Consider the following 25,408-nt stretch of genomic DNA (forward strand, 5'->3'; position numbering starts at 1 on the left):
CCGAACCGTTGACCACTAATCTGGAGAAAGGCCGCGTTGAATTGCGCCAGGCGCTGCTCTTCTCACGCGGCGCACTCATTGGCGTGGCTGTTTTCAGCGCGGTGGTGAACCTTTTGATGCTGACGGGCCCGCTGTTCATGCTGCAGGTCTATGACCGTGTGCTGTCCAGTCATTCCTCGGCGACGCTTCTGGTGCTGTTCGCCATCGTGGTGTTTCTGTTTGCGCTGATGGGGTTTCTCGATCATGTGCGCGGGCGTGTGCTTTCGAGGGTCGGTGCGGGCTTTCAGGCCCGGCTCGATGAACGGGTGTTCCGGGCGGTGCTGAAACAGGCGGAACATCCAGGCTTCCGAGAACAGCCGGCGGCCGGGCTGAGGGATCTTGCCAGCATACAGACGTTCTTGTCCTCGCCACTGCCGGGGGCTGCCTTCGATCTGCCCTGGGCGCCGTTCTTTCTGGCAATCCTGTTTGCCTTCAATGTCTGGATGGGTGTTCTCGGTCTTGCAGGCGGCATCATCATTGCGCTTCTGGCCTTCGCCAATCAGCGGCTCACCCGCGATGCCCATGCGGAGGCGGCGCGGCTGATGCGCGATGCGGAAGCCGCGACGGAGCGCACCCGCAAGCAGATCGACACCGTGCGTGCACTCGGCATGCTGCGCCCGCTTTTGACTCAGTGGCAGGCGGTGCGCGGCGCTGCCCTTCGCGCCCAGATTGCCGCTTCCGACAAGGGCGGCGGGCTGACCGCTTCGACAAAGGCCTTCAGGCTTTTGCTGCAATCGACAGTACTGGCGCTTGGCGCGCTTCTGGTTCTTGAAGGGCAACTGACGGCCGGCGCGATGATTGCCGGATCGATCCTGCTCGGCCGCGCGCTCTCTCCCATCGAGCAGGTGATCGGACAGTGGATGACGTTCCAGCGCACCGGCCGGGCCTGGCGTTCGCTTGGCAAGCTCCTCGATGCGGTGCCTCCGCAAGGCGCGCCTATGCCGTTGCCGCGGCCTGAAGGAAGGCTTTCGGTGGAGGCGATCGCCGTTGTGCCGCCCGGCGAGAAGAAGCCGGTTCTCTCCGGCGTCAGCGTAGAGGTCTCACCGGGCTCCGCGCTTGCGGTGATAGGCCCAAGCGCTGCCGGCAAATCCACCTTCGCAAAGGCCATCACCGGGCTGTGGCCAGCGGCAAGCGGCGTGGTCAGGCTGGGCGGCGCTGATATCCGGCATTACGAGCCGGATGTGCTTGGCGGCCTCCTCGGCTATCTGCCGCAGACCGTGATGCTGTTTCCCGGAACGGTGGCACAGAACATCGCCCGATTCGCCGATGACGCCGATCCGGAAGCAATCGTGCTGGCGGCGCAAAAGGCGGGCGCGCATGAACTGGTCCTGTCCCTTCCGGAAGGTTATGATACGGTGTTGACCGAGGGCGAGAGCCGGCTTTCCGGCGGCCAGCGCCAGCGGATCGGACTTGCGCGCGCGCTTTATGGAGATCCCGTTGTGCTGGTGCTCGACGAACCGAACGCCAGTCTCGACGATCCCGGCGTCAAGGCGCTGAACGGCGCGATCGCGACCGCGAAGGCCGATGGCCGCGCTGTGATCATCATGTCCCACCGCCCGTCCGCGCTTGCCGAATGTGATGAGGTGCTGCTGCTCGACGGCGGTCGGGTGCGCGCTGCCGGACCGCGCGACGAGGTGCTGAAGCGCTTCGTCCGTTCGCCTCAGCTTGCCGAGGGGGTGCATTGAGATGAGCGGCGAGTGGTCTGCCCACCATTATCTGCGCAATGGTTTTGTTGCGCTCGCCATCGGCGTCGGCGCCTTTGCGCTTTGGGGCTTTGCGACGGAAATCAACGGCGCGGTGATTGCCAGCGGCGTCGTCGAGGTTCAGGCCCGCCGGCAGGTCATCCAGCATCGCGATGGCGGCACGGTTGTCGAGATCAACGTCCGCGACGGCGAGTCCGTCGTTGCCGGGCAGCCGCTGATCCGGCTGGAGGAGACCGAACTGCTGGCCGAGCGCCAGATGCTGTCGCGCCAAGCCTTCGAGGCAGAAGCAAGGCTTGCGCGGTTGGCGTCGGAAGTGCGCGGCGACGAAAGCCTCGACTTCGGGGAGGAACTCGCGGAAGCCGCCGCCGATGACGACGCCCTGACGCTGGTGCTGAAGGACGAGCGTTCCCTGTTTGACGCGCGGCGCGAGACGCTGGCGCTGACACTGAGTCAGCTCGAGAAGCAGCGGGAACAGACGGACGCGATGATCGCGAGCCGGCTGCGGCAACTCGCCGCGCTCAACAAGCAGCTTGGCGTCGTCGAGGAAGAACTGGAGCGTTATCAAGGTCTCCTCGACCGCGGCCTGTCACAGGCGAGCCCGCTGACGGCAACGAAGCAGCAGGCGGCCGAGCTGGAAGGCGATATCGCCGGACTGGAAGCATCTATTGCCGAGGCCCGCGGCGCGCTTGCCGGCTACGAGGTCGAGATGCTGAAGATTGCGGCCGACCGGCGCGAGGCTGCGCAAACCGAATATCGCGAGCTTCAGCCGCAGGCGGCGGAAATTGCAGAGCGATTGAACGTGGCCGAGCAGAAGTACCGCCGGCTGTCACTGAGCGCGCCAATGGATGGGGTTGTCTACGGATTGAACGTATTTACGATCGGCGGCGTCATCCAGCCAGGCGCGGAGGTTGCTGCGATTCTTCCAGCCAATGTCCCGGTAATCCTGACGGTCAAGGTCGAACCGGGCCAGGTGGACAGGGTTCATGACGGGCAGGCGGCTGTGGTCAAGTTCCCAAACTTCAATGATCGAGAGACCCCGGAATTTGACGGTCATGTACGCACCGTCTCGGCCGATGCGCTTACCGACAAAGAGACCGGCCAGCGCTATTTCCGCGTCGAGGTCGCCCTTGACCCGGCATCGCTTGCCGCCGCGGAAGATCGCGGCATCCTGCCGGGCATGCCGGTCGAGGCCTTCATCCAGACCGGCGCCCGCAGTCCAACCTCGTATCTGCTGAAGCCATTCACCGACTATCTCGATCAGGCCTTCAGGGAGGAGTGAGTTATCTCGCCATCCAGAAGCCCCGAAGGCTTTTTGCCGTCGCAGGTTTCGCCGTTGAAAGAACGGGAGTTGATGACGTTTGCCTATTCAGGCTGTAGAAGTCCTTAGCTTCGTTAGATTTTGGTTTCCGCAAATATAGTATGTACCGAAACCCAGAAGAAATTCGGGTGGTGATAAGTTTTCTTGAGCGATCCGGTTTGGTGCACACAGACAAGGTCGACGAGTATGCGATCGTCGCGATCACAAACGCGGGCTAACGCGCGGCTGAGGGTCAACAAATCGTTGATGGATTGGCCCGCCCCACGCGAAAATAGTGCATTTAATGGACAGGTTTCATCAAGTCTTACTGTGAGAGACGCAAGACGGCTTGTCTCCGACAAAATCATATGGATACATCATTTCAGTGACGCCGAGATTATGGGTCGACGGTCCAAATCCCTTCAAGACCCCTGATTCTGTCTATCAAAAGTCAGAGCCCGGTGATCGTGCTCCATGAGCGATCAAGGTTGAGATCGGCGAGAGGATCAGGGCAACCTGCCTGAGGAACTGCTTTATTTTTTGGAACAGATGAGCGGTATGCGTATTCGGCCATGACAGGTAAAGCGACAGGAAAGGACGCATCGCTGATCGCCCTCGACGGGCCGTTGACTCTTTGCCCCTATCTCACCGCATCTGATGATGCGGTTCCGGACAATCTATTGCTTCATTCGGATATTTAGAAAGCGGCGCCAGACAAAGTGAGAGATATCATGTCAAAACCCGAATTTTCTGCCTGCCTCGAATGGCTTTTTGCCGAGCCGTCCGACGTGTTTGTGGACCGCATTTCCCGTGCTGCAGAAGCGGGTTTTTCTGCATTTGAGTTCTGGCTGTGGTCGAACAAGGATATTGACTCCATGTTCAGCGTGGCTGAAGAGCATTACATTGCCGTGGCCGGCTGCGTGGCCGAACCTATGGTCCCGCTGACTGATCCGGCAAACCATGAGAGATGGTTGGCGGGACTTGAACAATCCATAGCGGTCGCCAAACGGCTGCGAGTGCCGCTCCTGATAGCGCAGGCCGGGGATGAGATACAGGGCGCCGACCGGCGGTCGCAAGCAGAAGCGCTTGTCATCGCTTTGCGACGAGCCGCTGAGATGCTTTCTGGGACCGGCGTGCGCCTTGGCCTTGAGCCGCTCAATACACGTGTCGATCACCCTGGCTATTTTCTCGATTCGACGTCTGAGGCGTTCGAGGTGATTGAAAAGGTCGGACGGGCAGAGGTCGGTATTGTTTATGATCTCTATCACTCTGCCGTCATGGATGAGCCATTCGAAGAAACGCTTTCGGGTCATGTCGACAAGATCGTTCACGTCCATGTTGCGGATCATCCCGGAAGACACGAACCGGGCAGCGGCTCGGTCGATCTTGTTCGGCGGCTTCGGTGGCTGCTTGACAATCATTATGCAGGGCGCATCGGTTTCGAGTTCAAACCCATGACAACGGATCACCAGGCTCTGGCTGGCATGCGTGCAGATTTCGAGAGAAGCCTTGCCGCAGTATGACGCCATCTGTTGGAAGGTGGCATGCGCACGGAAATGACAGAGGATGACCGGCAGATAGCGCTTAAGGCTTTTCCGACGTCGCTGCCAAGACGTGGCGATAAAAGCCGGGGTGACTGGCTTTGTCTGTAGGCGGCATCGCTTTCCTCGGCGGCAGGTCGGGTTCAGATGTGCAACTGTACGATTGTCCGCGCCTATATTTCTGCTGCTGGCTCAAAGAGGGAAGGAATTCTGATCTCAACTTGGGATGAGAGCGGCATAGTTTTTATCGTATACGCGGTCATGTTGATCGAAACGACCCGTTTCACGCCCGACTCCCTCATAGCGGTGACCGGCTGACCCTTGGTATCCTGGAATTTCTGGCGGCGCGGCCGGAGGGGGCGGAGTTTGCGGAGATCGCCACGGGGCTCAACCAGTCCCGTAGCGGACGCTACCGGACGCTTCTTGAACTTGCCTCATGCGGCTATGTGCAGCAGTCGGAGCGCGGCAACCGCAGGCTGACCACCAAAATGCCGGCCATGGGGATCAACTGGCTGAGCAAGTCCGGGCTTGTTGAGTTGCCCAGCCGGCGTCGCGCCGCCTCGCCGAACACACGGGTAAACTGGTGCGCCTCGCAATTGTCGACGGTGACCGGCTGACCCTGATCGCCAAGGCGCAGAGTGCCAATTCCGGCATGCCCCACCATCCTGATATAGGTCTCGGTCTGGCGCTGACCTGCAGTGCTCGTTGTTGCCGGGCGGCGGCGCCAGTTCGGAATGAAACGCGGCGGCCTTCCGCAGCATATCCGTCAGCGGGTGGGGCAGGGTCAGCCGGCGTCCTGATCCTGTTTTTCGGCTGCCGGCTCGGGGCGATAGCCGCCCCCGATCTTCCACCGCGTGATCACGGCATCGACATAGGTGCCGATCATGAGTAGCAGGTCGATCCTGGCGTCGAGCATCCACTGGATTGCGAAACCGTCCAGAACGGCGATCAGCAGGTGGGCTTCGTAGGTCACCGTGTCGTCGTCCATCGCGGGAATTTCACCGTTGTCGATCGCGTGGCGCAGGTGGCGGGTAAACACCTCCATCGTCCGTTCGTAGCGTTCGACCACGAAGGGGTGCGCGGGATGGTCCGCGCGACTGGCCTCGATCGACAGCGTCAGATAGAGGTCGATAAAGCCGCGATGGGCGATGTTGTTTTCCGTGACGCTTCGCAAGCTGCGGAAGTAGGCGAGCCCCTGGTAACGCTTTTCGTCGGCGACCTGCGCGTCGTCCCAGTGGCGCAGCACCTCGACCAGCAGTTCTTCCTTGTTGTCGAAATGCCGCATGATCGCAGCCGGGGTGATGCCGGAGCGGATGGCGATTTCCTGCAGCGACCCCTTGGAGTAGCCGTACCGGCCGAACACCTCGACAGCTTGCTCGACAATTTTCGCGCGTCGTTTCAGGCCCGATCGATAGGGGCCGCGGGCGCGTTTGACCTCTTGCATTCCTTATTCTCCGACCTTCGGCAATGCGGTGGATGCCCAGATATGACTGCGTTCTGGAACCATAATGCATCCCGGTGAAATTGCCACTTGCCAAAATGTAAATGTTTATATACTTTTCATTACATCAGCTTCGGCGGGAGGTAAAGCGCTGTATTGCGCAACCGGGCTGAGGGAAAACGGAGACGGCGTCATCCCGCAAATTCGCGGAAAGGATCCGCTGCGCACGCACAGTTTGCGTCGCAGTTGGCTTTACTTTGCCGCGATGGCCGGAGATGCGCTGGAAGATCAGGGAGAGTGAAATGTCTAATTCGCATAATGGTTGGTCGCGACGCGGCTTTCTGGGCCTCGCCGGTGCAACGGCCGCGGGCCTCGCAAGTGGCGCAAGCTTCGGCCTTCCGGCCCGCGCCGATGAGGCAGCGATCAAGTTCTGGGACATGCCTTGGGGCGGCACGACATACAATAATGCAATGAAGGATCTGGTTGAAGGCTATGCCGGTCCCGGTGGCCGCACGGCAACTTACCAGACCATCCAGTGGGCGAATTTCCAGCAGGTCTTCGCCTCTGCGCTCGCTTCCAACACCGGCCCGGCGGCTAGCACCGGCGGCGCCTTCCAGGCTTTCCAGTTCGCCAAGCAGGGCCAGGTACTCTATGCCGATGGCATCATCGACAAGCTGCGCGAGAGCGGCAAGATCAACGACTTCCTGCCCGGCACGTTGGAAGCTCTGAAGACCAAGGACGGCTATGTCGGCATTCCATGGAACCTTGACGTGCGCCCGATCTGGGTCCGCACCTCGCTCCTGGAAAAAGCGGGCGTCGAGGCGCCGAAGGACTGGGCAAGCTGGCTTACCGCCGGGAAGGCATTGAAGAAGAACGGGGTCTACGCCTTTGCGACCGGCGCCGGGCCGAACAACAATTTCGGCTATCACGGCCTGGTGTCGCTGATGATCAACAATGCCGGCGGCCTGTTCAACGAGAACCAGGAGCCGGATGCGCTTTACGACCGCAATGTCGAAGCCATGGAATTCGTCCGTGAAATGGCCTCGGAAGGCCTGATCGATCCGGCCTCGGTCAGCTATTCCACCGACAATCTCGACACTATGTGGCGCACTGGCAAGGTTGCGATCGGCTATCACACGCCCGGCCTCGACAAGGTGCTCGGCGAGACCGATGGCGATCTGGTGGTCATGAGCCCGCCGGAAGGCCCACATGGGGACAAGGGCACGGCCTATTACGTCAACAATATCATGATGTATGCCAACAACCCGTCGACGCCGGATACCGAGGAATTCCTCGTCTGGTACGTCAACAATCTCGCCCACGCTTGGACCGTCGGCAAGGCGCCGACGCTGCCGGCGCTGAAATCGATCACCGAGACGGAAGAGTTCCGCTCGCGCAAGCAGGCGGTCAAGGTGATCGAGGAATGGCAGCCGGTGTGCAAGCCGATGGCGGCGCGCTCCACCGCTTCCTTCGCGGCGCTTGCCTCCATTGATGCCGGACAGGCGGTGACCCGTTTCACCCAGACCATGCTGGCCGGCAGAACTGATGCCAAGAAGGCGCTCGAGCGGCTTCAGTCCGACCTCGAAGACCTGATGTAATCAGCCAAGGAATACCGACCGATGTCAGTCCGGCCTAACACGCCGGCTGCGGTCCAGTCATTGCCCGGTCGCGGTGCCAGCCGCGACCACACCGACTGGAGTTCAAGCCGCGGCCTCCTCTTTCTCCTGCTCATAGCGCCCTCCGTGCTTCTGCTCGCTGCGCTGAATGCCTATCCGGTGTTTTACGCCGTGGTGCAGTCTGTGCGTGACGGTACGCTGATATCGGCCGGGGAGTTCGTCGGTCTTAGGAATTTCACCAAGGTTCTCGGAAGCGAGGATTTCTGGCATGCCGTCCGTTTCACCCTGATCTTCACCCTCTCCGGGGTTGCCGGAAGCTGGGTCGTCGGCATGGCGCTGGCGCTCGCGCTCAACGCCCGGATTTATGGCGGCGGAACTGTCAAGGTCCTGCTGCTGCTGCCATGGGTGGTTCCGGTTGTGGTGTCGTCGATGGCCTGGAACTGGCTGGTCGCCACGCCGGATTCGCCGCTGCCGGTTTTCGCCCGTATGCTTGGGTTCGCCACGCCGCTGTTTCTGGCCAATCCGACGCTGGCCGCCATCACAGTCTGCGTCTTCAAGGTCTGGTGCAGCTTTCCATTCATGATGTTGATGATGAGCGCGGCGCTATCGGCGATCGACCGCAGCATCTACGAGGCCTCCGCGATTGATGGGGCGACAGGCATTCAGCAGCTCAGGCACATCACCCTGCCGCTGACCGCGCGGACCACCTATATCAGCTGGATTTTGATGACGATTTTCTGCGTAAACGATTTCCCGACGATCTATCTGCTGACCGCTGGCGGCCCGATCGATGCCACTACATCACTGATTGTGCTGGCCTACCGGACGGTTTTCCAGAATTTCCAGACCGGACCAGGCGTGGCCATCGCCCTGATGATGACGACCGCCATGGTCCTGATTTCACTGGCGCTGTTCCGCCAGATCCGTAAAGCGGGAGGAAAGGCATGAGCCTCGCACTCGACAAGGGTAAGCTGATCCGCAGCGCCTTCGTTTATCTGTTCACTGCCATTGCCCTGCTGCCGATCGGCGCGACCGTGATGCTGTCGCTCAGGCCCCGTCCGGGCGGCGCCCCGGCGCTGATCAGTCTCGAGAATTTCGTCCATGTGTTCAGGGAGACGCTTGTGCTGCAATGGCTTGCCAACAGCCTCATGGTCTCGCTGTTCACTGTCGTTGCCGCGATCATCGTCGCGGCGCCCGCCGGCTATGTGATTTCGCGCGGCCGCCACAAGATCATCGCCGGCTACTCGCTGCTCCTGTTCGTGGTCCAGTCGCTGCCGGTGATCACCGCCGTCATTCCGCTGTTCATGCTGTTCGCAAGGCTCGGTCTCGCCGATCACCTCGGCGCGCTGGTGATCATCTATGTCGCCGGGTCGCTGTCGGTCGCGACCTGGATGATGGCCGCCTATTTCGACTCCATCCCGGCAGCCCTCGAGGAAGCCTCCTGGATCGACGGCTGCTCGGTGTTCGGCGGCTTTATCCGGATCGTGCTGCGCAACTCGCTTCCGGGCGTCCTGTCGACGGCGATCTTCACCTTCCTCCTGTCGTGGAACGACTATCTCGTCGCCATCGTGTTCCTGAAGAGCGATTCCATGTTCACGCTGCCGATCGGCCTGCAATCCTTCTTCCAGCAGACATCGACCGACTGGGGCGCGGTGATGGCCGTTTCGGTCATCACCATGTTGCCGCCCGTCATCCTGTTTTCCATTCTCAACCGATATTTCAGCGTCGGCGGGATCGGCGGCTCACTTGCGGGCCATTGACCCGGATACCGAGGATCAAGATTTTGAAAAGCCTATTCATCACAGCGCCGGGCAAGATCGAGCTCGTGGCGCGCGAGACCCCTCGGCCGGGACCGGACGACCTGTTGCTGGCGCCGCTCGCCATCGGCCTTTGCCGCACCGACGCCGAACTCGCGGACGGCAGCATGATCTACCTGCGCGACGGGCGTTCCAGCCTGCCGCTGACACCCGGCCATGAATGGGTCGCGCGCGTTGCCGGCAAGGGCAGCCACGTCGAGGGCTTCGCGATCGGCGACATGGTTGTCGGCGAATGCAGCATCGGCTGCGGAACCTGCGCCAAATGCCGCGCCGGCGACTATCACCAGTGCGAGACGCGCGCGGAAACCGGGATCATGAAACAGGAAGGCGCGATGACCGGCTATTTCCGCTTTCCCGCAGCAAGCGCGCATAAATTGCCGGAGGACATCGCGATCGAGGATGCGGTGTTCGCCGAGCCCTCCGCCGTGGCGCTGCGCGCCGTGCTCCGGGCCCGTTTTCAGCAAGGCGACAGCATACTGGTCGTCGGCGCCGGCACGATCGGCTGGCTCGCCGCGGCGATCGCGATGGACAGCTATGGCGTTTCCGTCGCGGTGCTGGAACCGGACATGGAGCGCATGCAACGCGTCGCCGCCATCGGCGCGCGGGTGCCGGAGCCGGACGAGCGCTTCGATGTCGTGATCGAGGCGAGCGGCAATAGCAACGGCCTCAAAAGCGCCTTGGAACGCCTCGCCAGCAACGGCCGGCTGGTGGCCGTAAGCCTCACCGGATGCGCCGCCCACGCCGTCGACATCGACCGCATCGTCGTCTCCGACCAGTCGCTGACGGGCTCGCTCGGCAGCCCCGGTGTGTGGTCGCACATGCTGGAACTGCTGGGTCGCGGCCGGATGCGACCGTCGGTGCTGATTACCGGCCGCTACCGCCTGTCGGAGGCGCGCGAGGCCTATGCCGCGCTCCTCGAAAACAGGCCGGGCACCGGAAAACTTCTGATCCTGCCGGACGACGAGGACCGGCTCTGAGAAACCGCGGAAATCTCCGCATCTTGAATACCAATGGAATACGGGAAGAGCAAAAATGGAAACAAGTGAGGTTTTCGGTTTCAACTATGACGGATCGTGGGGAAGCAGCGGACTTGAGGTCTGGAACCACCATGACCACGGCCTGATGAAGGTCGAAATCGCGCGCGGCAAGCGCTATTTTCCGGAATGGAACACCGCGCGCTGGTGGCTGTCCAGCGAGAGCTATCAGCGCAATCCGGAACGGTTCATGGCCAATCTTGATGCCGGCCTCGGCCTGTTCGCCGATCAGGGCATCACCGTCATCCCGGTGCTGTTCAACCGCTGGCGCGATCCGGTCTGCGATTTCGGCGGCGTCGGGCTGGAGCACCTGATCCCGTGGGCCACCGCATGGAACCATGCCGACGACCTGTTCGAAAGCGCCGATCCGGGCGACCGCAAGCTGACCATCGTCGAGGAGGTTTTCACCACCTATCTCGAGGCCGTCATCGGTGCGCATAAGGACGATCCCCGGATCTACTGCTGGGACCTGTGCAACGAACCGCTGATGGGCGAATATGTCGATGACCCCGACAGTCCGCTGAGGGCCGCCGAGATCAAATGGCTGAAATGGTGCGCCGACAAGGTCCGTCTTCTGGGCGCAAACCAGCCGCTGACCATCGGCAATTATCCGGGCCTTTCCGCGGTCAAGGCGACCGAACCCTTCGTCGATATCCTGTCCTTCCACCCCTATTACGTCTGGAATGGCATTGCCGCCCAGCCGCAGGTGACCAGGAAGGAAGGTTTCATCAAGCTGATCGAGGACACCGTCGCCTTCGCGAAGGAAGCCGGCAAGGGTCTGATCGCCAGCGAGACCGTCTGGGGCGCGCGCGACGACGCCAAGCATGTCGAGGTGATGCGCTTCACGCTCAACGAGCTTTCCAAGCGCGGCGTCGGCTTCACCGTGCACGCGCTGCACCACAGTCTGATCTCCGACCTGCACCGCGACGAATACGGACCGGTCGGGCTGCCGGAATGCCTGCATTTCATCGAGGCCGATGGTACGCTGCGCGCGGGCCACGAGGCCTTCAACGAGTACGCGCCGTCCGTGCTGCGGGCGAAAGCCAGTTGAGGCCGGCGGCATCCGTCAACCTGTCTGTCGAAAGGGCCTGAAACCTTGGACGCGCTTGTCGAAGCTTTTCGCGAAATCGTCGGTCGGCGCCATGTGCTGACCGGCGCGCGCGCGACCCGGCGCTATCGCAAGGGCTATCGCTACGGCGATGGCCCGGTGCTGGCAGTGGTGCGTCCGGGCCGGCCGGTCGAGCAGTGGCGGGTGCTGCAACGTTGCGCCGATGCCGGCGTCATCGTCATCAGCCAGGCCGCCAATACCGGGCTGACCGGCGGCTCCACGCCCGACGGCGACAGTTACGACCGCCCGGTGGTGATCATCAACACGCTGCGGATGAGGGACATTACGGTGATCGCCGATGGTAGGCAGGTGGTTTGTCAGGCGGGCGCAACGCTGGAGCAGCTCGAACGTCGGCTGAAGCCGCTTGGCCGCGAGCCGCATTCGGTCATCGGCTCGTCCTGCATCGGCGCTTCGGTCGCCGGCGGCGTCTGCAACAATTCCGGCGGGTCGCTGGTGCGGCGTGGGCCGGCCTATACCGAATTGGCCCTGTTCGCGCAGATCGACGCGACCGGCCGGCTGGTGCTCGTCAACCATCTCGGCATCGAGCTTGGAACCGAGCCCGAGGAGATTCTCGGCAGGCTTGAGCGCGGCGATTTAGGCACAATCCGCGCGGATCAAAACCGCGTCGCCTCGGACCGGGAATATCATACCCATGTCCGCGACGTCGACGACGACACCCCGGCGCGCTTCAACGACGATCCGCGCCGGCACTACGAGGCTTCCGGCTCCGCCGGCCATCTCGCCGTTTTCGCGCTGAGGCTCGATACCTTCGCTGCCGACGACGGCCCGGTCACATTCTATATCGGCACCAATGATCCCGCCGAACTCGAGAGTATCAGGCGCCATCTCTTGGCGCATTTCGACCATCTGCCGATCGCCGGGGAATATATCCACGCCACCGCCTACGATCTCAGCCGCGACTACGGCAAGGACCTGTTCTGGTTCCTGAACCGCTTCGGCACGGGAAACATTCCAAAGGCCTTCGCCGCCAAGAGCTGGTTCGACGGGCTGACTGAGGCCATCGGCCTTGGCTCATTCGTCAGCGACCATATCCTGCAATGGTTCTCGCGCCGTCTGCCGCCGCACCTCCCGGAACGGATGAACCGCTTCCGCCGCGACTATGCCCACCATTTCGTCCTGAAGACGACGGCGGAGGGCGCGGCAGAAGCGCGCGCGTTTCTCGAAAGCCGGTTTCCATCTGAGACTGGAGCCTTCTTCGAATGCAGCGAGACCGAGGCGCATGCCGCGTTCCTTCACCGATTCGCGATCGGCGGGGCGGTGGTGCGCTACCGGGCGGTTCATGCCCGCACGGTGGAGGGTATCGTCGCGCTCGACATCGCCCTGCCGCGCAACACGCGCGACTGGTTCGAGACACTACCCGCCGAGATCGAGGCCGATCTCGAGGCCAAGATGTATTGCGGACACTTCCTGTGCCACGTCTTCCACCAGGAATATCTGGTCCGCCGCGGCGTCGATTGCGAGGCGATCAAGGCGCGGCTTCTCATCGAACTCGACCGGCGCGGCGCGCGCTATCCGGCGGAGCACAATTTCGGCCATTCCTATCGGGCCGGAGAGCAGACGCTCGATTTCTACCGGTCCATAGACCCCACAAACAGTTTCAACCCCGGCATCGGGCACGCCACGAAGCGGGCCGGCTGGGAAGACCATGCATGTTGCGAAAACGGGAGGTAAATCATGGGTGCAATGAGCGTGTGCAATGTGCGCAAGAACTATGGCGCCGTCGAAGTGCTGCACGGGGTGTCGCTCGATATCCACGACGGCGAGTTCGTGATCCTGGTCGGCCCGTCGGGCTGTGGCAAGTCGACGCTGCTGCGCATGATCGCGGGGCTCGAGGCGATCACCTCCGGGGAAATCTCGATTGCCGGAAAGGTGGTCAACAGCCTGCCGCCCAAGGATCGCGACATCGCCATGGTGTTCCAGTCCTACGCCCTCTATCCGCATATGACGGTGAAGGAGAACATGGGGTTCTCGCTGAAACTCGCCCGCGTCGAAAAGACCGAACTGGACGCGCGGGTGGCGGCCGCGGCGGCGATGCTCAGCCTCGATCCCTATCTCGACCGCTATCCGCGCCAGCTTTCCGGCGGCCAGCGCCAGCGCGTCGCCATGGGTCGCGCGATCGTGCGTAATCCCCAAGTCTACCTGTTCGATGAGCCGCTTTCCAATCTAGATGCCAAATTGCGCGTGCAGATGCGCTCCGAGATCAAGCAGAACCATCAGCGGCTGAAGACAACGACCGTTTACGTTACCCACGACCAGATCGAGGCCATGACCATGGCAGACCGGATCGTAGTGATGCATGACGGCATCATCGAACAGATGGGAACGCCGCTGGAACTCTACGACCGTCCGTCCAACCGCTTCGTCGCGAGCTTCATTGGCTCACCGTCGATGAACATGTTCGAGGGCGGGTTGAAGGGCGGCGAGTTCGTCGCCGCCGACGGCTCCCGGATCGCGCTCGGCGCCGCCGCCGCCGGTCTTGCAGATGGCGAGATCGTCCTTGGCGTCCGGCCCGAACATTTCAGCTTCGCCCCCGCCGGCATTTCCGTCGAGGTGCTGACGGTCGAGCCGACCGGCTCGGAAACGCAGGTGATGGCGGAATTTGCCGGAGCGCCGGTAACGGCCGCCTTCCGCGAGCGGGTCGAGGCCCGGCCCGGCGAGAGGCTCAATATCCTGCCCGACGCCGGAAAGCTGCATCTCTTCGATGCCAGGACCGGCCGGCGTGTCGAACCGGTCACCGCCTTGCAAGAGGCCTGATACCTTCGGCGACGAGCGTTAACCATTGCAAGCCCGGTAAGCGGAGGAGCTGACACTATCATGAAAGACCATCTCAACTGGGGCATCATCGGCCCAGGCACGATCGCCCGCGCCTTCGCCGGCGGCCTGCATCATTCGAAAACCGGGCGCCTGACGGCGATCGCCTCGCGCAATCCGCGCCCGGCGCTTGCCGAACACTTCCCGGGTATCCCTTGCTACGACGGTTATCAGGCGCTGCTGGATGATGCTGCGATCGATGCTGTCTATATCGCGACGCCACACACAGAGCACGCCGAATGGGCCGTGAAATGCGCTCGCGCCGGCAAGCATGTGCTTGTCGAAAAGCCGATCACCATCACGGCGGACGAGGCGCGCACCGTCTATGCTGAAGCGGAGCAGGCCGGCGTATTCATGGGCGAGGCCTATATGTATCGCCTGCATCCGATGACGCAGAAGCTTATCGATCTTGTACGCGACGGTGCGGTCGGAGAGGTTCGGATGATCCGTTCCTCCTTCGGCTTCGATATCGGCGATGCCGGTCCCGAGCACAGGCTGCTCAATGCCGGGCTCGCCGGCGGCGGCATACTCGATGTCGGCGGCTATCCCGTGTCCATGGCCCGGCTGATTGCCGGCGCCTCAGCAGGCAGGGACTTTCTCGACCCTGTCAGCCTTTCCGGTTCGGGCCGGATCGGCGCAACCGGGGTAGATGAATGGGCCGCAGCGATCCTGACCTTTGAAAACGGCATCGTCGCTGAAGTGGCCTGCTCGGTGCAGGTCAATCAGGACAACGTGCTGTGGATCATGGGTAGCGAGGGCCGGATCGCGGTCAGCGATTTCTGGTTCGCCGGCGGCCGCGAAGGCGGAACCGCGACGATCAATCTATACGATCGCGACGGCAATCACACAGCGCTCCCCTTTACCGATGATGGCTGGCTTTACGCCTACGAGGCCGATGCTGTGCATGCTGCAATTGCATCGGGCGGAACCGGTTTTTCAGCCCCTGGAATGAGCCGGGCGGAGAGCATTGCCAATATGGAGGTGATGGACCAGTGGCGTCAGGCCATCGACCTCAGATTTCCGTTCGAGGGCTAAGATTAAACCAACCCCTATCGCACGGCCACCGCCCTCTTCAGGAGGATTGAACCTGGGAAGGCGGCCGTCAGGAGCGGCTACCAGTTGGTGACAGAGCCGTCGCGGCGTTTGAGGTGAGGGGCTTCCCACGGTTGGTAGACGGCCTCCTGCAACAGCGCTTCGTCCACTTCGATGCCCAGCCCAGGCCCTTCCGGAATGCGGTAGACGGCGCCTTCGAGCACCGGGCGTACCGGAAACAGAGTTGCATCGTCGAAACCAAGATGCGTCTCGACCGGGCTCGAACGGGTTTCCAGCCAGGCGAAATTGGCGACGGCTGCGGAAAAGTGCAGGGTCGCGGCGGTGCAGACGGGGCCGAGCGGATTGTGCGGCATCATGTCGACGTAGTGTGCCTCGCTCCAGCCGGCGACCTTCATTGCCTCCGTCAATCCGCCGACATTGCAGACATCGAGGCGGTTGAACTGGTGGATGTCGCGTTCGATATAGGGCAGGAATTGCCATTTGGACGCGAATTCCTCGCCGATGGCGAACGGAATATCGGTCATCCGACGAAGGCTTTCATAGGCCTCGGGCGTTTCGTCGCGGATCGGCTCCTCGATGAAATCGAGCGTTCCGGACGGCATCTTCTGGCAAAAGCTCGCGGCCTCGGCGACGTTCAGCCGATGGTGAAAATCGACACCGAGGACGATCGTGTCGCCCAGGGCCTTGCGGGCCTCGACGCACCAGCGCGCGGTTTCGGCGATGTGCTCCCGCGGCTCGTAAACTTCCTTCTCCTCGTGTCCCGAGACCGAAAGCCGCATTGCCTTCCACCCCGCCTCCATCAGCGCCTTCGCCTGCTCGATCATCTCCGGGCCGGGCGCGGCGGAGGTGGTGGCGAATGTCGGGATGAAATTGCGGTTCTTGCCGCCGAGCAGTTCATAGACCGGCACGCCGAGCGCCTTGCCCTTGATGTCGTAAAGCGCGATGTCGATGGCGGAGACGGCGGCCTGCAGCACCCGACCGCCTTCGAAATACTGGCTGCGATACATTTCCTGCCAGAGCGCCGAGATCGCCATCGGGTCACGCCCGACGAGGAAACCGGCATAGTGTTCGATGGCGCCGATCACCGCCATTTCGCGGCCGGAGAGACCGCTTTCGCCCCAACCGTAAAGCCCATTGTCGGTCTCGACCTTGACCAGAAGCTGGTTGCGGATGCCGACGCGGGCGGCATAGGGTCGGATTGCAGTAATTTTCATGGAATTTCCTCACCAGTGCCAGAGCGTGCCGTCTTCCAGCCGGTTCACCGGCAGGTAGGAACGCTCGTAGGGGTATCTTGCCGCCAGCGCTTCGTCGATCTCGACGCCGTGACCGGGTGCGTTTCCGGGGTGGAGATAGCCGTCCTTTGCCGTCCATGCACCGGGGAAGACCTCCAGCGTTTCCGGCAGATAGGGCGTATACTCCTGAATGCCGAAATTTGGCGCCCAGAGGCCGAGATGCAGGTTCGCCGCAAGGCAGACCGGCGACATGTCCATCGCGCCATGGCAGGCGGTGCGGACATTGTAGACCGAGGCGAAATCCATGATCCGGCGCAGCGGCGTCACCCCGCCGGCATGCACCGTGGTCATGCGGATGTAGTCGATGAGCTGTTCCTCGATTAAGAGCCTTGCGTCCCAGATGGTGTTGAACACCTCGCCGACGGCAAGCGGCGTCACGGTGTGCTTGCGGATCAGACGGAAACCCTCCTGATGCTCGGCCGCGACCGTATCTTCCAGCCAGAACAGCCGGTAGGGCTCGAGGTCCCTGCCAAGACGCGCGGCTTCTAGCGGCGTCAGGCGGTGGTGGGCATCGTGCAGCAGCTCGACGTCGTCGCCGAGCTTTTCCCGCAGTGCCGCAAACAGCTTTGGGATGTGCCGCAGATATTTCGGCGTCGACCAGACTTCCTCATGCGGCAGGTTGTTGAGCGCGGCGACGTTGGTCGCCGACTTGTCGGTGCCGTAGACGGCCGGAAGCCCGGGAATGCCGACCTGCGCGCGCACAGCGTGGTAGCCCTGCTCGATCTTTTCGGCGACCGCCTCAACGGCTTCGGAAATCTCCGTGCCCTGGGCATGAGTGTAGCACAGCATCTTCTCGCGGCTTGCCCCGCCGAGGAGTTGGTAAAGCGGCATGCCGGCGGCCTTGGCCTTGATGTCCCAGAGCGCGGTGTCGATGCCGGCGATCGCGGCCATGGTGACCGGGCCGCGCCGCCAGTAGGCGCCCTTGTAGAAATACTGCCACGTGTCTTCGATCCGCGATGGGTCACGGCCGATCAGGATCGGCACCAGATGGTCCTCGAGATAGGCGACGACGGCTTTTTCGCGACCGTTCAGGGTGGCGTCGCCGATGCCGGTGAGGCCCTCGTCGGTGAAGATTTTGACGGTGACGAAGTTGCGTCCGGGGGAGCTGACGATGACTTTGACGTCGGTGATTTTCATGCTTGTTGTCCGTTTATGGAGCCGCCGTTTCGGCGACATATCTGAACCGGTCGCGCAGCCTCGGATGGCGGGGATCGGGATTGGGAATGGCGGAAAGCAGCGCCTGGGTGTAGCGGTGTTGCGGATCATTGACGACCTGTTCGGTCCCCCCGGTCTCGACGATCTGGCCGCGATACATCACGGCCACCCGGTCGCACATGTAGCGGATCACCGACATGTCATGGGAGATGAAGATGTAGGAGAGGCCCATCTCGTCCTGGAGTTGCATCATCAGGTCGAGCATCTGCGAACGCAGCGACACGTCGAGCGCCGAGGTCGCCTCGTCGGCGATGATCAGCCGCGGTTTGACCGATATGGCACGGGCGATGCCGATGCGCTGGCGCTGGCCACCGGAAAAGGCATGCGGATAGCGCTCGCGCCAGGAAGGCTCCAGCCCGACCTGTTCCATCAGCCGGCAGACCTCGTCTTCCCGCTCCTTGCCGCGCATGCCTGCCAGTCTCAGCGGCTCGGCGATGATCTCTCCCACGGTCTTGCGGGGGCTGAGCGAGCCGACGGGGTCCTGAAAGATCATCCGGATTTCGCGGCGAATCGATTTCAGCTTTGCGCTGCTTGCACCCAGCACCTCATCGATTTGGCCGTCGGCGCGGCGGAATTCGACGCACCCGGCATCGGGTTCATAGATGCGCAGCAGGCAGCGGCCCATCGTGGTCTTGCCGGATCCGCTCTCGCCGACGATGCCGAGCGTCTCGCCGGAGCGGACCGTCAGTGACACATTGTCGACCGCCGTCAGACCGTTGGGGAAGGTTAGCGTCATGTCCTTGACGGCGAGCAGCGGGGCGTCGTCCGTCGGTAGCGGATCGCGCTTCAGCCGGATCTCGGCCTTCTGCTCGAGCTTGACCACAGAACCGATAAGGTCGCGGGTATAATCGTCCTGGGGCGCATGGAATATCTGCTCGACCGGGCCGCTCTCGCGCACCTTGCCGCGATACATCACCAGCACGTCGTCGGCGATTTCGGCGACCACGCCCATGTCGTGGGTGATGAAGATCACCGCCATGCCATGGGCCTTCTGCAGTCTGCGGATCAGGTCGAGGATTTCCGCTTGGGTGGTGACATCGAGCGCCGTCGTCGGCTCGTCGGCGATCAGCAGATGCGGGTTGCAGGCGAGCGCCATCGCGATCATGACCCGCTGGCGCATGCCGCCGGAAAACTCGAACGTGTAGCGGTCGATCGCCGTTTCCGGGTTCGGAATTTCCACCTGCTTCAGGAGCTCGATGACGCGCAGGCGCTCGTCGACGCGCGAGATCCTCTCGTGGATGCGCAACGCCTCGCCGATCTGGTCGCCGACCCGGTGAACCGGCGAGAGCGAACTCATCGGCTCCTGGAAGATCATCGCGATCTCCTTGCCGCGAATGTCGCGGATGGCGCGGCCGCGCGGATCGAGCGTCGCGATATCGACGGTCGAGCCATCGGCGCGGGTGAAGTGGATGGCGCCACTGTCGATGCGGCCGGGATAGTCGATGATCTGCAGGATCGAGCGGGCGGTGACCGACTTGCCCGAGCCGCTTTCCCCGACGATCGCCAGCGTGCGGCCGCGTTCGAGCGTGAAGGAGACATCGTCGACCGCCTTGAACACGCCGCGTCGCGTCGGAAACGAGGTCTTCAGGTTCTCGACCTTCAGGATGGTGTTGTCGCTCATGAGGTCGCTCCATAGGGATCGGCGGCATCGCGCAGGCCATCGCCGAGGAAGTTCAGGGCCAGCACGGCGATGACGATCGCGGCGGCGGGCGTGAACAAGAGCCATGGCGCCTGCGCGACCGCGCGGATGTTCTGAGCCTCCTGCAAGAGCGTGCCCCAGGAGATGATCGGCGGCTGGAGTCCGATGCCGAGGAAGGAGAGCGCCGTTTCGGCGAGGATCATGGTCGGGATGGCAAGCGTCAGCGTCGCGATGATGTGGCTGATGAAGGAGGGAACGAGATGATGAAAGATGATCGCGATTTCGCCCATGCCGTCGAGCCTCGCGGCGGTGACGAAATCCTCGTTGCGCATCGACAGGAACTTGCCCCGCACCTCGCGGGCAAGCGCAGTCCAGCCGATCAGCGAGACGATCAGGGTAATGAAGAAATAGGTCCGAAGCGGTGGCCAGCCAACCGGAATGGCGGCCGCCAGCCCCATCCACAGCGGGATGGTCGGGATCGAGCGGAGCAGCTCGATGATGCGCTGGATGACGACATCGGTGAAGCCGCCAAAGAAGCCCGAGATACCGCCGATGGTGACGCCGAGGATAAGGCTCAGGAAAACGCCGACGAGGCCGATCGAGAGCGATATCTGTGCACCGTAGATCACCCGCGAGAAGATGTCGCGCCCAAGCCTGTCTGCCCCGAAAAGGTAGAGACTATCACCGCGCTTGGGGTCGTTTATGCCGAACAGCCGGGTTTCAACGGTCAGGAATCCCAACAGCGTATAGGGCTCGGACGGTGCCAGGAAATCGATGAACACCGGATGATCGGCATCATGGGTGAATTCCCGACGCATGGATTCCTTGTTGAGCGTCATTTCGAGCCCCGAGACATGCGGCGCGAAGCGGCCGTCGTAGAAAAGCGAGACGGACTGCGGTGGCGCATAGGTGAAACGGGCATTGGTTTCGTTCGGGTCGAACGGCGCGATGAACTGAGCAAAGGCCGCGATCAGATAGAGCGCGATCACGACGATCAGGCTGACCACGGCGAGGCGATGGCGCCGGAAGCGCAGCCAGAACAGTTTCCACTGGCCGGCGACCGCGAGTTCGTTGGCGCGCGGATCGCGAAGGACATCCGCTGCGGGAGTGGCTGTGTCGGTCATTGCAGTCTGATCCTAGGGTCGGCGATTGCCAGGAGAATGTCGGAGACCAGCGTTCCGATGATGGTCAGGACCGAGATCAACAGGATGAGCGATCCGGCGAGATACATGTCCTGGGCGAGTAGCGAGCGCAGAAGCAGCGGCCCTGTGGTAGGCAGGCTCATGACCACGGAAACCAGGATCTCGGTCGACACGGCGGCGGGCAGGATCCAGCCGAGCGCCGAGATCAGTGGGTTGAGCGCGATACGCACCGGATAGCGCATCAGCAGCTGGAATTCAGAAACACCCTTGGCACGCGCGGTGGTGACGTAGGGCTTGCGCAGCTCATCAAGAAGGTTGGCGCGCATGATCCTGACGAGGGCGGCAAGCGAGCCCGTGCCGATCGCGAAGACGGGCAGCCAGACATGCTTGGCGAAGTCCCAAAGCTTGGCGCAGCTCCACGGCGCATCAATGTAGGCCGGTGAGAACAGCCCGCCGACACTCTGTCCGAACCAGGACGACATCGCATACATCAGCGCCAGCGCCAGCACGAAATTCGGCAGCGCCAGGAACACGAAGGCTATGAAGGTGGCGGCGTAGTCGGCGATCGAGTACTGGCGCACGGCCGACAGAATGCCGATCGGCACGGCGATCACCCAGGAGAAGATCAGCGTCAGGAAGGCGAGCAGGAACGAGAAACCGAGCCGCGACCAGATCAGGTCGGAGACCGGCTTGCCGTATTCGAATGACATGCCGAAGTCACCGCGGGTCAGAATACCCCATATCCACTTGTAGTACTGGATGTAGATCGGCTGATCGAGGCCGTAGCGTTCGCGCATGGCGGCGACCGTGCCGGCTTCCACCGCGCCACCCTGGCTCGCCCAGTCGGCCATTAGCGTGGTGAGGTAATCACCGGGCGGAAGCTGGATGATGATGAAGGCGATGATCGACACTGCAAACAGTGTCGGGACGGCGTAGAGCAGCCGTTTTGCCAGAAAAGTGAGCATGATGGTGTGTCCCTGGAACAGGCAAGAGCCTCAGGCAGCCTCGGCCTTATCTTCGCCCCGGCGACGCGAGGGCGCCGCCGGGGAAATGCCGGGCAGGCGACAGGAGGAGGTGTCGCCTGCAGTGGCCGGCCTTTATTCGCCGTCGTCGAAATACCACTGGCTCAGCGTCGGGGCCGGATGCCAGAGGATGCCGTTGATCGGAATGCCGTCATAGACATTCTTCAGGTCGTTGGAGACCATCATGTATTTCGGTTCCGGGCTGACGATGCCGATATTGAGGAAGGCGTTGGCGGAAAGTTCGAGAAATTCCTCCATGCGCGCCTTGCGATCTTCATCGCTCACGGCCTCGTTCACCTTGTCATAGGCCGCCATCAGTTCCTTGACGTTTTCCGGCGGTTCCTCGCCCTTGGCATGGTCCGAATACCAATCCGACCATTTGGTCGCGAAGAAGATGTCGGCATGCTGGAACGGCATGTAGCATCTTACGTCGGTATAGACTTCGGAGAGCCCGCCGACGCAATTCCAGATATAGGCGTCCTGCTCGTTGGCGCTCCACATGGTGTTGAGGCGCGCGCGGTCGGTGGTGCGGATCTGGATGTCGAGGCCGACATCGGCGGCGTATTCCTGCACCATCTGCATGACGTCCGGATAGGACAGACCGAAGACGTCGGACACCATGAAGTTGATGGTGAAGCGATTGCCGTCGGGGCCGAGGCGGAAGCCTTCGCCGTCCTTTTCAGGCATGATCTGGTCCAGCATCTCGTTGGCGAGATCGGGATCATACTCGGTGTATTGGGTGGCCTGGGTCTCGTTGTAGAGTTCGTGCGAAGGCTGCACCGCAACCTGGGCCGGCCGGCCCTGACCCACATAGATCAGGTCGATGATGTCCTGACGATCGATCGCATGGCTGAGCGCGATGCGGAAGTCCTTGTTGTTAAAGATCTCGTGCTTGACCGGATCATCGGTGTTGAGGTTCAGCAGAAGAACCGCATCGTTGGCGGGCAGGTCCTGAACATCGATGAAGTGGTAATTGCCGCTTTCCTGGCCATCATAAAGAACAGAACGGAAGGTGGCGTTGTTGATGTGGCGGAAGGCGAAATCGAACTCGCCCGAGGTCATCTTCAGCACCATGAGCTGCGGATCGTCGACCTTCGCCCAAGTCACGTTATCGATATAGGGAAGCTGGTTGCCGTCCGGATCGACCTTCCAATAATAGGGGTTGCGGGTCACCGCCACGCGCTCGCCGTCGGCATAGGGCACCGTCAGGATCCACGGGTTCATGGTCGGAAGGTCGACATTCTGCCAATAGGCCGGCTGGAAGGTCAGCGAGACCTTGGAGTTGAACAGCGACACCCAATCATTGGCGGCCGGATTTTCGTCCAGAAGCGCCGGAATGCCTTCGGCATTATACTTTTCGTGGAACTGCTTGAGGTAGTGCTTCGGGAAGATCACCGGCTGGTGGCCCTGGCCATAGGCAAGCTGCTGCAGGAACAGGCCATAGGGCACGGCGAATTTGAACTCGACAGTGTCGTCGTCGATTTTGGTGACCTTCACCGGCTCGCCGCCGGCAACAAAGCTCGAGCTCTTGGAAGGCGTCAGCGACTCGTTCATGAACACGTCTTCGTACCAGAACATGATGTCGTCGACGGTGAAGGGCTCGCCATCTGACCATTTCAGGCCCTTGCGCAGCTTGATCGTGTAAGTCGTCGCGTCTTCTGAGACGGTGACCTCTTCGGCCAGCGACGGTTCGATCTTTTCCCAGGCCGGGTCCCACCGCACCAGAAGCTCGTTTGCGACCGTGCGGGTCAGATTGTAATGGTCGCCATTGGCGAGAATGGTGGTGCGCAGCGTGCCGCCGTAATCGCCGATGGAATCGACCATGGTCTCGACATAGGGGTTCTCCGGCAGGCGTTCGGCGACCGGCGGCAGCGTGCCATCGGCAACCTTTTCATCCAACATAGGTGCCTGGTGATAATCCACCGCGCCCGCCGCGCTTGCAAACGCCAGCGCCAGAGCCGTCGACAATGCGGCTCGCTTCAGTGCTTTCGACAGAATCATGTTTCCTCCCGCCCCTTTCAAAGGGCCAATCGGTTTTCACGGCCGGGGCCGCTTTCCGTAATGCGTCTTTTTCGCTGCATGGGCTCCCGGTCCAGATGCAGACAACGAAGGATGCTCCCCATCGCTTCGTTACGCGAAATCGACCATATCGTACATTATATGTCAATTATGATGCGTTATTTAATTTGATATCGTCCATTGTCGACCCTGATCGGTTTCAGTAAATTGACGGCGACGAAACAAACGGGGCCGATGGATGAATGTTATGGAAGGTCGGACGACCAGGGCGTCGAACGAGGAAACGTCGGTCTATGACCGCCTGCGCGATGATATCGTTCACGGTCGCGTCAAGCCGCACGAGCGCTTGAAGGTATCCGAACTCGCTCGGCGCATGGGCACCTCGACCAACCCGGTGCGCGAGGCGTTGCAGCAGCTGCGCGGTGAGGGCTTCGTGATCATGGAGACCAATCGCGGCGCCTGGGTGCGGCCGATGGATGCGGATTTCGTTCGCGACATCGTCGAGATCGAGATGTTGATCGAGCCGAAGCTGACCCGCTGGTATGTCGGCATGGCAACGACAGAAGACCTGCGGTTTCTCGAACAGATATGCGCCGAAATGGAAGCACTCGACCCCGAGAGCGACGATGCCGAACATTCCCGGCTGGATACGCTGTTCCACCGCCGGATGTACGATCGTCACTACAACCACCATGCCGTCGAGCTGTGGTGGCGCCATCGTGATATTCTGGGCGCGATCAGCCGACCCTTCAGGATATCGCCGAAACGCCGGAATGACGTCTTGCGCGAACACCGCGCGCTGCTGGAGGCGCTCCGCAGCCAGGATGCCGACGCGGCCGCCGATATCATCGCCACCCACGTCGCGGCGGCCGGCCGCCATATCATTGAGCAGATGCGCGGCAGCGATGCCGGCCACAGGCTAGGCACCTGATTTCCCGTTTCGATGTTGCGGTCATCGCGCGCTCGGCAGGATCTGGACGTATTGGGTCGCCAAGTGACCGCCATGCTGTTTTATCAGCAGGGCCATCAAGTATGTAGCCTCAGAGGCGAGCTGCCAGACTCAGGACCTACTATGTTATTCGACCTGGCAGCAGGTCCCCACACGCTTTAAATATTTCAAATACTTATCGTGCTGATCGACGGCGAACCCCTGTGCCGATTTACATCACGGCGCTTTTGAGTGCGCTCCCGCCTCCCGCCTCCCGCTCGTCAAGGTCAACCCGCTGCAGGCGCGCCGGTTTGCCCAGGCGCGCGGCAGCCGCGCCAAGACCTATCGCGTCGATGCGCACATGCTGGCGCAGATGGGATAAGCCTTTGACCTTCAGTCAGACTGGCCTGTGGACGAAACCGCGCATGAACTCAAGGAACTGCAGATCGAGCGCATCGCTCTCGTCAAGGACCGTACACGGATGCTTAACCGCATCAAGACCCAACCGCTTGCCCTGACGAAGCGGCACTCAAAGGCGCGCATCGCCCAGATCGAGCGCCAGCTCGCGGCCATCCAGGCCGAGATCGAAACGCGCCTGCGCGAGGATGACTGCAAGCCAGAAAGCTCGACATCCTCACCTCCATTCCCGGCATCGGTCCGGTGACAGCGG

At 61.9% G+C, this 25,408-nt stretch carries 22 protein-coding genes; 15 read left to right on the forward strand and 7 right to left on the reverse strand.

Features of this window, described 5'->3' with window-relative positions:
- Positions 1 to 8: 8 nt before the first annotated feature.
- The 4 genes from Mame_RS25780 (at position 9) to Mame_RS27755 (ending at position 5,197) form a co-directional block, all read left to right on the forward strand.
- Positions 9 to 1,724 carry a type I secretion system permease/ATPase gene (locus Mame_RS25780; protein ID WP_079921070.1) on the forward strand — a complete coding sequence of 572 codons (1,716 nt, stop codon included), beginning with the start codon at positions 9 to 11 and terminating at the stop codon, positions 1,722 to 1,724.
- 1 nt (position 1,725) lies between these two features.
- Positions 1,726 to 3,021, forward strand: coding sequence for an HlyD family type I secretion periplasmic adaptor subunit (locus Mame_RS25785; RefSeq protein ID WP_018067088.1), 1,296 nt, complete (start codon positions 1,726 to 1,728; stop codon positions 3,019 to 3,021).
- Between the two features lie 749 nt (positions 3,022 to 3,770).
- Positions 3,771 to 4,562 carry a TIM barrel protein gene (locus Mame_RS25790; protein ID WP_018067086.1) on the forward strand — a complete coding sequence of 264 codons (792 nt, stop codon included), beginning with the start codon at positions 3,771 to 3,773 and terminating at the stop codon, positions 4,560 to 4,562.
- 392 nt (positions 4,563 to 4,954) lie between these two features.
- Complete coding sequence (locus Mame_RS27755; RefSeq protein WP_418287804.1) at positions 4,955 to 5,197, forward strand: IclR family transcriptional regulator; 243 nt, start codon at positions 4,955 to 4,957, stop codon at positions 5,195 to 5,197.
- 167 nt (positions 5,198 to 5,364) lie between these two features.
- Here the strand turns inward: Mame_RS27755 and Mame_RS25800 are convergent, their stop codons facing one another.
- Positions 5,365 to 6,024, reverse strand: coding sequence for a TetR/AcrR family transcriptional regulator (locus tag Mame_RS25800; protein ID WP_018067083.1), 660 nt, complete (start codon positions 6,022 to 6,024; stop codon positions 5,365 to 5,367).
- 64 nt (positions 6,025 to 6,088) lie between these two features.
- Here Mame_RS25800 and Mame_RS26970 point away from each other — a divergent pair, with 64 nt between their 5' ends.
- Genes Mame_RS26970 through Mame_RS25840 form a run of 9 tightly spaced genes read left to right on the forward strand, consistent with a single transcriptional unit; the run spans position 6,089 to position 15,463 of the window.
- Positions 6,089 to 6,322, forward strand: coding sequence for a hypothetical protein (locus Mame_RS26970; RefSeq protein WP_155122311.1), 234 nt, complete (start codon positions 6,089 to 6,091; stop codon positions 6,320 to 6,322).
- 1 nt (position 6,323) lies between these two features.
- Positions 6,324 to 7,619 (forward strand): ABC transporter substrate-binding protein, encoded by a 1,296-nt coding sequence (locus Mame_RS25805; RefSeq protein WP_018067082.1) that lies wholly within the window; start codon positions 6,324 to 6,326, stop codon positions 7,617 to 7,619.
- 21 nt (positions 7,620 to 7,640) lie between these two features.
- A complete protein-coding gene (locus Mame_RS25810) occupies positions 7,641 to 8,585 on the forward strand; it encodes a carbohydrate ABC transporter permease (protein WP_079921072.1) in 945 nt (314 codons plus the stop codon).
- Entirely contained in the window at positions 8,582 to 9,397 is an 816-nt protein-coding gene (locus Mame_RS25815; protein ID WP_018067080.1) for a carbohydrate ABC transporter permease, read from the forward strand. Before Mame_RS25810 ends, Mame_RS25815 begins: the two co-directional genes overlap by 4 nt.
- A 23-nt stretch (positions 9,398 to 9,420) precedes the next feature.
- On the forward strand, positions 9,421 to 10,431 hold the full coding sequence (locus tag Mame_RS25820; RefSeq protein WP_018067079.1) for a zinc-dependent alcohol dehydrogenase: 1,011 nt from the start codon (positions 9,421 to 9,423) through the stop codon (positions 10,429 to 10,431).
- A gap of 55 nt (positions 10,432 to 10,486) precedes the next feature.
- Positions 10,487 to 11,539 carry a glycoside hydrolase 5 family protein gene (locus Mame_RS25825; protein WP_018067078.1) on the forward strand — a complete coding sequence of 351 codons (1,053 nt, stop codon included), beginning with the start codon at positions 10,487 to 10,489 and terminating at the stop codon, positions 11,537 to 11,539.
- A 45-nt stretch (positions 11,540 to 11,584) separates the two neighbouring features.
- Positions 11,585 to 13,288 (forward strand): D-lactate dehydrogenase, encoded by a 1,704-nt coding sequence (gene dld, locus Mame_RS25830; RefSeq protein ID WP_018067077.1) that lies wholly within the window; start codon positions 11,585 to 11,587, stop codon positions 13,286 to 13,288.
- 3 nt (positions 13,289 to 13,291) lie between these two features.
- The gene (locus Mame_RS25835; protein ID WP_026173873.1) at positions 13,292 to 14,371 is read left to right on the forward strand and encodes an ABC transporter ATP-binding protein; all 1,080 of its coding nucleotides are present in this window, start codon (positions 13,292 to 13,294) and stop codon (positions 14,369 to 14,371) included.
- Between the two features lie 60 nt (positions 14,372 to 14,431).
- The gene (locus Mame_RS25840; RefSeq protein WP_018067075.1) at positions 14,432 to 15,463 is read left to right on the forward strand and encodes a Gfo/Idh/MocA family protein; all 1,032 of its coding nucleotides are present in this window, start codon (positions 14,432 to 14,434) and stop codon (positions 15,461 to 15,463) included.
- A 77-nt stretch (positions 15,464 to 15,540) separates the two neighbouring features.
- On the opposite strand, the gene Mame_RS25845 is transcribed toward Mame_RS25840, so the two are convergent.
- The 6 genes from Mame_RS25845 to Mame_RS25870 form a co-directional block, all read right to left on the reverse strand.
- Positions 15,541 to 16,695 carry a mandelate racemase/muconate lactonizing enzyme family protein gene (locus Mame_RS25845; RefSeq protein ID WP_018067074.1) on the reverse strand — a complete coding sequence of 385 codons (1,155 nt, stop codon included), beginning with the start codon at positions 16,693 to 16,695 and terminating at the stop codon, positions 15,541 to 15,543.
- Between the two features lie 9 nt (positions 16,696 to 16,704).
- Complete coding sequence (gene manD, locus Mame_RS25850) at positions 16,705 to 17,910, reverse strand: D-mannonate dehydratase ManD (RefSeq protein ID WP_018067073.1); 1,206 nt, start codon at positions 17,908 to 17,910, stop codon at positions 16,705 to 16,707.
- A gap of 13 nt (positions 17,911 to 17,923) precedes the next feature.
- Entirely contained in the window at positions 17,924 to 19,609 is a 1,686-nt protein-coding gene (locus Mame_RS25855; RefSeq protein ID WP_018067072.1) for an ABC transporter ATP-binding protein, read from the reverse strand.
- Positions 19,606 to 20,751 (reverse strand): ABC transporter permease, encoded by a 1,146-nt coding sequence (locus Mame_RS25860; RefSeq protein WP_018067071.1) that lies wholly within the window; start codon positions 20,749 to 20,751, stop codon positions 19,606 to 19,608. The genes Mame_RS25855 and Mame_RS25860 overlap by 4 nt, the downstream gene beginning before the upstream one ends.
- Positions 20,748 to 21,734, reverse strand: a complete 987-nt coding sequence (locus Mame_RS25865; RefSeq protein ID WP_018067070.1) for an ABC transporter permease — start codon at positions 21,732 to 21,734, stop codon at positions 20,748 to 20,750. Before Mame_RS25865 ends, Mame_RS25860 begins: the two co-directional genes overlap by 4 nt.
- A gap of 132 nt (positions 21,735 to 21,866) precedes the next feature.
- The gene (locus tag Mame_RS25870; RefSeq protein WP_018067069.1) at positions 21,867 to 23,792 is read right to left on the reverse strand and encodes an ABC transporter substrate-binding protein; all 1,926 of its coding nucleotides are present in this window, start codon (positions 23,790 to 23,792) and stop codon (positions 21,867 to 21,869) included.
- Positions 23,793 to 24,057: 265 nt separating this feature from the next.
- On the opposite strand from Mame_RS25870, the gene Mame_RS25875 reads away from it, so the two are divergent.
- Together Mame_RS25875 and Mame_RS27470 are read left to right on the forward strand one after the other, a co-directional pair.
- The gene (locus tag Mame_RS25875; protein WP_018067068.1) at positions 24,058 to 24,741 is read left to right on the forward strand and encodes a GntR family transcriptional regulator; all 684 of its coding nucleotides are present in this window, start codon (positions 24,058 to 24,060) and stop codon (positions 24,739 to 24,741) included.
- Positions 24,742 to 25,147: 406 nt separating this feature from the next.
- Complete coding sequence (locus Mame_RS27470) at positions 25,148 to 25,402, forward strand: hypothetical protein (RefSeq protein ID WP_051085168.1); 255 nt, start codon at positions 25,148 to 25,150, stop codon at positions 25,400 to 25,402.
- Positions 25,403 to 25,408: the final 6 nt, after the last annotated feature.

Origin of the sequence: Martelella mediterranea DSM 17316, from assembly GCF_002043005.1 — a bacterium.
Classification (GTDB): domain Bacteria; phylum Pseudomonadota; class Alphaproteobacteria; order Rhizobiales; family Rhizobiaceae; genus Martelella; species Martelella mediterranea.